The organism is Streptomyces olivaceoviridis, assembly GCF_014650115.1.
Lineage (GTDB): Bacteria > Actinomycetota > Actinomycetes > Streptomycetales > Streptomycetaceae > Streptomyces > Streptomyces olivaceoviridis.
Window position 1 is genome coordinate 558,106 of the sequence record NZ_BMUI01000003.1, and the last position, 7,517, is coordinate 565,622.

General features: G+C 70.5%; 6 protein-coding genes. 5 read left to right on the forward strand and 1 reads right to left on the reverse strand.

The window, feature by feature from the left end; genetic code table 11:
* Positions 1-8 precede the first annotated feature (8 nt).
* The 5 genes from IE273_RS09120 to IE273_RS09140 are packed head-to-tail and all read left to right on the forward strand — an operon-like array spanning position 9 to position 6,891.
* The gene (locus IE273_RS09120; protein WP_189814603.1) at positions 9-833 is read left to right on the forward strand and encodes a DUF8175 domain-containg protein; all 825 of its coding nucleotides are present in this window, start codon (positions 9-11) and stop codon (positions 831-833) included.
* Positions 823-2,145: a hypothetical protein gene (locus IE273_RS09125; protein ID WP_189814604.1), complete on the forward strand. Its 1,323-nt coding sequence runs from the start codon at positions 823-825 to the stop codon at positions 2,143-2,145. Before IE273_RS09120 ends, IE273_RS09125 begins: the two co-directional genes overlap by 11 nt.
* Positions 2,142-3,698 carry an SCO6880 family protein gene (locus tag IE273_RS09130; protein ID WP_189814605.1) on the forward strand — a complete coding sequence of 519 codons (1,557 nt, stop codon included), beginning with the start codon at positions 2,142-2,144 and terminating at the stop codon, positions 3,696-3,698. Before IE273_RS09125 ends, IE273_RS09130 begins: the two co-directional genes overlap by 4 nt.
* 14 nt (positions 3,699-3,712) lie before the next feature.
* Complete coding sequence (locus IE273_RS09135) at positions 3,713-5,125, forward strand: ATP-binding protein (RefSeq protein WP_189814606.1); 1,413 nt, start codon at positions 3,713-3,715, stop codon at positions 5,123-5,125.
* Between the two features lie 50 nt (positions 5,126-5,175).
* Positions 5,176-6,891 (forward strand): type IV secretory system conjugative DNA transfer family protein, encoded by a 1,716-nt coding sequence (locus tag IE273_RS09140; protein WP_189814607.1) that lies wholly within the window; start codon positions 5,176-5,178, stop codon positions 6,889-6,891.
* On the opposite strand, the gene IE273_RS09145 is transcribed toward IE273_RS09140, so the two are convergent.
* Positions 6,888-7,454, reverse strand: a complete 567-nt coding sequence (locus tag IE273_RS09145; protein WP_189814608.1) for a GNAT family N-acetyltransferase — start codon at positions 7,452-7,454, stop codon at positions 6,888-6,890. The genes IE273_RS09140 and IE273_RS09145 overlap by 4 nt on opposite strands.
* Positions 7,455-7,517 lie beyond the last annotated feature (63 nt).

A 7,517-nucleotide genomic window follows, 5' to 3' on the forward strand; every position in this document is an offset into this window, starting at 1 on the left:
CACACGGCATGAGTCCCGGAGACGAACAGGGTTACGACTACCCCGAGACGGGCCACACCCGCACCCGCCTCCCCGACCCCGACCCCTACGGCGGCGCCCCCCGCCGCCCCCACCGCTCCTCCTCCCGCAGCCTGGTCACGGTGGTAGGCGTGGTAGTCCTCCTCATCGCAGCCATCGCCTTCGCGAACCGCGGGGGCGACTCACCGGGTGACGAGGCGTCGGGGAAGGGCACCAAGCCCGAAACATCCTCGACAGCCCCCTCGGGCACCCGCCCGGTCGAAACAAGAACCGGCACCATCCCTTCGGGCTTCGCCCACACAGCCCAGGGAGCGGAGAGCGCGGCGGCGAACTACGCCGTGGCGTTGGGGTCGGCCGACATGTTCAACAAGGCTGGTCGCGACACCATCCTGCGGTCCGTCATGGCGCCTTCTCAGGTGACCAGTTCGGAGTCGGCGTTCGACAAGGCGTACACCCCCGCCTTCAGCAAGAGCCTCGGTCTGAACGACGACGGCACCGCTCCGAAGGGCTACACGTTCGTCTCCCGCACGAGCCCCATCGGCACCAAGGTCACCGAGTCCTCCGACAACACGGCCACGGTCGAGGTCTGGTGCAGCGGTCTGCTCGGCCTCGCGGGCGAGAATTCCACGAATCCGGTCACCAACAGCTGGTTCACCATCACGATGAAACTCGAGTGGGCCGCCGGCGACTGGAAGATCATCACGCATTCCCAGAAGGAGGGCCCTGCACCTGTACCCGGTGACGACAGGGCCTCCAGTTCCGATGAGATGTCCAAGGCTGTCGATGAGTACGGAGGGTTCACCTATGCCCGCTAACCGCCGCGTACTCACGCTGGCCGGCGCGGTCACAGCCGTCCAAACGGCCGCTGTCCTGGCGGCTACGCGTGCCTCCGCCGCCCCAACGCCGACGCCGACTGCGACGAAGAGCACCGACACCTGCGACCTGATCCACGGCGCTGCCCGGGAATTCTGCGAAAAAGACAACGGCTCCTCCGGCGGATCCTCCGGCGGCGCCCCCAGCAACCCCCTCACCGACACGCTCGACCCCCTCGCCTCCCTGGCCAAGGGATGCGCCGACGCCGCCGCCTGGACCATCGGGAAGCTCAGTAACGCCGTGAAGGAGACCGCCAACGTCGACTTCACCAACCAGGCGTTCCTCAAGCAGTACGCCGTCGTCTTCGCCGCCTCCACGATCCTCACGCTCCTCCTCTGGCTCCTGGCCGTCGCCAAGCGAGCCGTCCGCGGCGTCCCCCTCACCACCGCCATCTCGGAAGCCGTCGGCTTCCTCTGGCTCACCGTGCTGGCCTCCGCGTTCACCCCCCTGATCCTGTACACCGTCGTATCGGCGACGGACGGCGTCACGGACGTCCTCGCCAAAGCCACCGGCGACCAGGCCGACACCTTCTTCGGCACCTTCTCCGGCGCCCTGAAGAAGGGCAACGACATCGGCGGCGGCCCCATCATGCTGATCGTCGTGTCCCTGGTCAGCATCCTCGCCGCCGGCGTCCTCTGGCTGGAGCTCGTCATCCGCGCCGCCCTGCTCTACGTCGGCGCCCTCCTCGGCACCGTCGTCTACGCCGGCCTGGTCGACAAGAACCTGTGGGGCCACGTCCGCCGCTGGGCCGGCATCATGATCGCCGTCATCCTCGTCAAGCCGGTCATCGTGATCGTCCTCGGCCTGGCCGGCGCCCTCTCCGGCGACAGCGGCCCCGACGCCTTCTCCGCCGTCGTCTCCGGCCTCGCCATCATCCTGCTGGCCATCTTCGCCAGCGCGATGATCTACCGCTTCGTCCCCGGCTTCGGCGACGAACTCGCCGGCTCCCGCAGCAACCGCATCATGCAGGGCGCCGAGAGCAAGGCCGCCGCCGTCATCAGCTCCCCGGCCACCCTCGTCGCCCAGGGCATCAAGACCCACAGCACCCGCGCCGACACCTCCGGCGGACAGTCCGGCAGCACCCCCCGCCCGGCCAACCCCGCCACCGGAGGCGTCGCCGCCCACAGCAGCCGCACCCCCACCGGCAGCGGAGCCGTCCCCTCCGCCACGCCCGCGCCCCGCGCGTCCAGCCCGGTCAACACACCGCACGCCAGCAACACCCGCAACAACCGCTCGGGAGGTGAAGGGCGTTGACGACCGAGTCCCACCTGTCCCATCCGGTCACGCCCCGCCGTACGTATCTCATCGGCCGCGCCCGGCCGAACGCGATCGTCGGCCGGAACCGCGAATCCGGCGAGATCGCCCTGATCATCGCCGGCGCGTTCCTCGGCATGATGTGCGGCCTCCTCGTCCCCGTCCTGCCCCTGCGGATCGTGCTGCTGACCGGCTTCCCGCTGCTCGCGCTCGCCGCGGTCTACGTGCCGTACAAGCGCCGCACGTTCTACAAGTGGTTCGAGATCAACCGCAGCTACAAGCGCACCGTCAAGCGGGGCGCCGTCTACCGCTCCACCGCCATGGAGGCCGGGACCCGGATCGACGGACGCGAGATCGAGATCGGCCCGCCGCCGGGCATCGGCCGCATCACCTGGCTCGCCGCACCCTTCGGGCCGGACGAGATCGCCGTACTGCTGCACGCCGACCGCAAGACCGTCACCGCCGCCATCGAGATCGAGGGCCCCGGCGTCGGCCTGCGCGACTCGGAGGACCAGGAGGCCCTGGTCGACCGCTTCGGCACCCTGCTCAAGCACGTCGCCAACGGAGACGGCTTCGTCACGCGCCTGCAGATGCTCGCCCGGACCCTGCCCGCCGACCCGGACGCGCACGCCAAGGACGTCGGCCAACGCGGTGACCCCCGCTCCCCCGGCTGGCTCCAGCAGTCCTACGACCAGCTCCAGTCCATGGTGTCCACCAGCAGCGAGCAGCACCGCGCCTACCTCGTCGCCTGCATGCACTACACCCGCGAACTGGCCGCCGAGGCACACGCCATGGCCCGCGCCGTCCGCGCCCGCGGTAGCAAGGTCGACCGGGACGCCGGGCTCGCCGTCGTCATGGCCCGCGAGCTCACCGACATCTGCTCGCGGCTCCAGGAGGCCGACATCCGGGTACGGCAGCCGCTCGGTCAGGGGCGGCTGGCCTCCCTCGTCCACTCCATGTACGACCCCGACCACCCCATCGACCACATCCAGGCGATGACCCAGCGCAACGCCTGGCCGGCCGAGCTGGACGCCACGGAGCCCACCTACCTCCAGGCCAAGACCCGGGAGTCCAGCACCCGCGCGCCCTGGTGCCACGCCACCGCCTGGGTGAAGGAATGGCCGATGACCCCCGTCGGCGTGAACTTCCTCGCGCCGCTCCTCGTCCACACCCCGGACGTCATCCGCACGGTCGCCGTCACCATGGACCTCGAACCCACCGAGGTCGCCATCGAGCGCATGCTCACCGAGAAGACCAACGACGAGGCCGAGGCGTCCCGCGCCGCCAAGATGAACCGGACCGTCGACCCCCGCGACATCGCCGCGCACAACCGCCTCGACCAGCGCGGCGAGGACCTCGCCAGCGGCGCCGCCGGCGTCAACCTGGTCGGCTACATCACCGTCTCCTCCCGTTCCCCGGAGGCCCTCGCCCGCGACAAGCGGACGATAAGGGCCTCCGCCGGCAAGTCGTACCTCAAGCTGGAGTGGTGCGACCGAGAGCACCACCGCGCCTTCGTGAACACACTTCCGTTCGCCACCGGCATCCGAAGGTAGGGGCTGATTCGCCGATGCGGGACCCGCTGACCGTCCTCACCGAGGCCTTCACCTCCTTCCTCTTCGGGAAGGTCGAGACGACCCGGCTGCCGGTGCGCACCTCCACGGGCCAGGCCCAGGCCGTCTACCTGCCCACGGCCGCGCCCGGCCTCGGCGACTCCGGCGTCATCATCGGCCGCGAGGTGTACTCCGGGAAGGGCTACATCTACGACCCCTTCCAGCTCTACGGCCAGCAGTTGCCGGCCCCGCACTGGCTCGTCCTCGGCGAGTCCGGCAACGGCAAGTCGGCCCTGGAGAAGACCTACGTCCTGCGCCAGCTCCGCTTCAAGGACCGCCAGGTCGTCGTCCTGGACGCCCAGGGCGAGGACGGGGTCGGCGAGTGGAACCTCATCGCCGAGGAACTGGGGATAACGCCGATCCGGCTGGACCCGACGGCCGCCCTGGACCACGGCATCCGCCTGAACCCGCTGGACCCGGCGATCACCACCACCGGCCAGCTGGCACTGCTCCGCACGATCATCGAAGTGGCGATGGGCCACGGCCTGGACGAGCGCTCCGGCTTCGCCCTGAAGGTCGCCCACTCGTACGTCAACGAGACCATCGTGGACCGCCAGCCGGTCCTGACCGACATCGTGGAGCAGCTACGGCACCCCGAGCCGGAGTCGGCGGAGGCGATGAACGTCGCCATAGACGACGTACGGGCGTGGGGCCTCGATGTCGCCCTGGTCCTGGACCGGTTGGTCGACGGTGACCTGCGGGGCATGTTCGACGGGCCGACGACGGTCGGCATCGACCTGGACGCCCCGCTGATCGTCTTCGACCTCTCCCACATCGACCGCAACTCCATCGCGATGCCGATCCTCATGGCGATCGTCGGCGTGTGGCTGGAGCACACCTGGATCCGCCCCGACCGGAAGAAGCGCATCTTCCTGGTCGAGGAGGCCTGGCACATCATCAACAGCCCGTTCGTGGCCCAGCTCTTCCAGCGACTGCTGAAGTTCGGCCGCCGGCTCGGCCTCTCCTTCGTGGCGGTGGTCCACCACCTGTCCGACGTCGTCGACGGAGCGGCGGCGAAGGAGGCGGCGGCCATCCTGAAGATGGCGTCGACCAGGACGATCTACGCCCAGAAGGCCGACGAGGCGCGGGCCACGGGCCGGGTCCTCGGCCTCCCCCGCTGGGCGGTCGAGATCATCCCCACGCTCACGCCCGGCATCGCGGTCTGGGACGTCAACGGCAACGTCCAGGTGGTCAAGCACCTGATCACGGAGACGGAACGGCCGCTGGTCTTCACCGACCGGGCGATGACCGAGTCCTCCAGCGACCTCGCGGCCGACGACGCCCTGCGCGCGGCCGAACTGGAGGCCGAGCAACGGGCCGCGGCCTTCGTGGAACAGCACGTGGGCGACTCCGAGTCGACGGTGGCGTAAGGAGACGCAAGAGGGCGCAAGAGAGCGCACGGGGATGTAAGGGGAACAGGGTGAGACCGGACGACCGCCGCGGGGACCGCCGGGACAGCCGCCGGGAGGGCCAGGGCGGCATCCCCGACGGCCTGCTGATCGGCATGCTCGCGTTCCTCCTCGGCATGACGGTGCTGGTGTGGACGGCCACGGGCCTGGCCGCCTGGTTCACCCAGGGCGCCTGGCCCACCGGCGTCACGTTCACCCGCACACCCCTGGCCATGCGCCACCTCATCGGCCGCCCCCACGACATCACCGGCGCCTGGCCGGACACCCCACCGTCCCAACTCTCCGGCTGGGGCCTGTTCTGGGGCCTCTTCATAGCCCAACTGATGATCCTCTTCGTCCTCACGATGTTCGCCCTGGGAACGGTGGCCCGGTGGAGAGCCGGAAGAGCCCGCAGGGCTGCCGCTGGGGGCGAGGGGATGACGGGGGCCGGCCCGGCGGTGACTGGATCGGGGTGGGCTGGGCCGGCGGAGGCCGGATCGGGGTGGGCTGGGCCGGCGGAGGCCGGATCGGGGTGGGCCGGGCCGATGGCGGCCGGGCCTACGACGGTTGGGCCGGTGGGTACTGAGCCGGTGAGTGCCGGGGCAGTGGGGTCTGGCGCGCCTGCGCCCGGCGTGCCGATGGAGAGCGATTCCGCGGCCGGCGGAATCGGGCTTGCCGGGGCCGGCGTTGGCGGGCCCGGGGTGCCCGGGTTCGAGGGCGCCGCGTACGGATCCGCCCCTCCCCGCGAGGTACCGGCACCTCGCGGGGATGCCGAACCACCGGGGGCGGGCGCCTTCCCGGCCGACGGTGAGCGGGTGGCCGGGTGGGAAAAGCTCCACATCGCCCCCAGGGAACGCCGCCACACCACCGCGGCCCACGCCATCCAGGCCGCCCCCGGCCCCACCCTCATCGTCACCTCCAACCCCACCCTCTGGTCGGACACGAAGGACGCGAAGGCGAAACTGGGGCCCACCCTGCTCTACGACCCCACCCACCTCTGCGACACCCCGGCCCGCCTCCACTGGTCCCCCACCACCGGCTGCGAGGACAAACAAACGGCACTTCACAGAGCGACAGCCCTGCTGGCCCCCGTAAGCCCCACCGCCAAGATCGACCAGGCGGTGGCGGACACGGCGACCACCCTCCTCCGCAGCTACCTGCACGCCGCCGCCCTGGACAACCGCACCGTCCGCCACGTCCACCGCTGGTCGCAGGGCACTCAGGTCCAAGAGGCCGTCCGCACCCTCCGTACCCACCCCAAGGCCGCCCCGGGGGCCGCCGGCGAGCTGGAGGCGGCCCTCACCGCCCACCCCGAACGCCGCGACATCGCCCAGGAACTGACCGGCAGGGCCCTCGCGGCCCTCTCCACGGTCAACATCCGCGAAGCCTGCACTCCCAACCGAAATGATGCCCTCGCCTTGGATTCCTTCATCCAAGAAGGGGGCACGCTTTATGTGGTCGGTGAATCCATCGAGGACCCGCGGAGCAATCCGGGCGCGATGCCGCTCCTGACGGCCCTCGTCTCCAGCGTGGTCGAGCGCGGCCGGCGCATGGCCGAACGGTCATCCTCCGGTCGGCTCGACCCACCACTCATCCTGGTCCTGGACGACATCGCGGCCGTGGCCCCGCTCCCGGAGCTGCCGACCCTGCTCGCCACCGGAGCGGACCAGGGCCTGCCGACGCTCGCCCTGCTCCGCTCCCGCGAACAGGCCCGCTCCCGCTGGCCCCACCAGGAGCTACCGGCCTAGACGGGCCGCTCCAGGACGAACTCCAACTCCTGCTCCGCCTCGTCCTTCGAGAAGGACACCACCAGGCCACTCGGCGCGAAGCCCATCTTCCGGTACGCCCCCTGCGCTCGCGCGTTGTCCTCGTGGACGAACAGCCGCACCCGCTCGGCCGCCCGCTCCCACGCCCAGGAGACACCGGCCTGGAACAGCGACTCGATCAGCCCGTTCCCCCGGTGCTCGGGCCGCACGAACACCCCGACGACATGCCCCTGCCGCCGCTCGACCGCGAACCCGGCCCAGTCCTTGCTCCCGGCCTCTTCGAGGAGGACGGTGACCGAGCCGGCCCAACTCCCGTCGGCCGTCTCGGCGATGAACTGCCGGGCGGTCGTGGAGCCCTCCCCGGAGGTGACGGCCCGGTCCTGCCAGAACGAGTCGGGCTTGGCCACGGCGTTCTCGTAGGTCTCCAGAAAGGCGAGGTGCGCGACCGGGTCCCGCAGCGAGTCCAGGCGCAGCTCCTTCACCCGCTCCCAGTCATCGGGCCGTATGGCGCGGACTACGTATTCATTCCTGACGAAAGAGCTCATGGGACCACCCTAAACGCAGAAAACCCCCGCACCGAAGGTGCGGGGGTTTTCCCAAAAATTGTT

What these genes read in the sequence shown, in the direction of transcription:
- IE273_RS09125 (WP_189814604.1), top strand. Translation starts at nt 823, where the DNA reads ATGCCCGCTAACCGCCGCGTACTCACGCTGGCCGGCGCGGTCACAGCC.
- IE273_RS09145 (WP_189814608.1), bottom strand. Translation starts at nt 7,454, where the DNA reads ATGAGCTCTTTCGTCAGGAATGAATACGTAGTCCGCGCCATACGGCCC.
- IE273_RS09135 (WP_189814606.1), top strand. Translation starts at nt 3,713, where the DNA reads ATGCGGGACCCGCTGACCGTCCTCACCGAGGCCTTCACCTCCTTCCTC.
- IE273_RS09120 (WP_189814603.1), top strand. Translation starts at nt 9, where the DNA reads ATGAGTCCCGGAGACGAACAGGGTTACGACTACCCCGAGACGGGCCAC.